The sequence below is a fragment of the Propionigenium maris DSM 9537 genome (assembly GCF_027925155.1).
GTDB classification, from domain to species: domain Bacteria; phylum Fusobacteriota; class Fusobacteriia; order Fusobacteriales; family Fusobacteriaceae; genus Propionigenium; species Propionigenium maris.
Genome location: NZ_BSDY01000060.1, coordinates 1 through 1088 on the forward strand (window position 1 = coordinate 1; position 1088 = coordinate 1088).

The following is a 1088-nucleotide window of genomic DNA, read 5'->3' on the forward strand; positions in this document are numbered from 1 at the left end:
GGACTAGCTGAGAAGGTTGATTTCGAGAACATCGACCAGGCTCCAGAAGAGAGAGAAAGAGGAATCACTATCAACACTGCTCACATCGAGTATGAGACTGCTAACAGACACTACGCTCACGTTGACTGTCCAGGTCACGCGGACTACGTAAAGAACATGATCACTGGAGCGGCTCAGATGGACGGTGCTATCCTTGTAGTATCAGCAGCTGACGGTCCAATGCCTCAGACAAGAGAGCACATCCTACTTTCAAGACAGGTTGGTGTACCTTACATCATCGTATACATGAACAAAGCGGACATGGTAGACGACGAAGAGCTTCTTGAGCTAGTTGAGATGGAAGTAAGAGAGCTTCTTTCTGAGTACGGATTCCCTGGAGACGACCTACCAGTAATCGCTGGATCATCTCTTGGAGCACTTAACGGAGAGCAGCAGTGGGTTGACAAGATCATGGAGCTTATGGATGCAGTAGATTCATACATCCCAACTCCTGAGAGAGCAGTAGATCAGCCATTCCTAATGCCAGTAGAGGACGTTTTCACTATCACAGGTAGAGGAACAGTTGTAACTGGAAGAGTAGAGAGAGGAATCATCAAAGTTGGAGAAGAGATCGAGATCATCGGTATCAAAGATACTCAGAAGACAACTTGTACAGGAGTAGAGATGTTCAGAAAGCTTCTTGATCAAGGAGAGGCTGGAGATAACATCGGAGCACTTCTAAGAGGAATCAAGAAGGAAGACGTTGAGAGAGGACAAGTTCTTGCTCACCCTGGAACTATCAACCCTCACACTGGATTCACTTCAGAGGTATACGTACTAACTAAGGAAGAGGGAGGAAGACATACTCCATTCTTCTCAGGATACAGACCTCAGTTCTACTTCAGAACTACTGACATCACAGGAGCAATCGCACTTCCTGAAGGTGTAGAAATGGTAATGCCTGGAGACAACATCGAGATGACTGTTGATCTAATCCACCCAATCGCAATGGAAGAGGGACTTAGATTCGCAATCAGAGAAGGTGGAAGAACTGTAGCTTCTGGAGTAGTTGCTACTATCACTAAGTAATTAACTTACTTATAATTTCA

At 45.4% G+C, this 1088-nt stretch carries 1 protein-coding gene; it reads left to right on the forward strand.

The features are described from left to right. On the forward strand, positions 1-1068 hold a 1068-nt coding region (tuf, locus tag QMG11_RS19990; protein ID WP_281838226.1), incomplete at its 5' end, for an elongation factor Tu. Positions 1069-1088 lie beyond the last annotated feature (20 nt).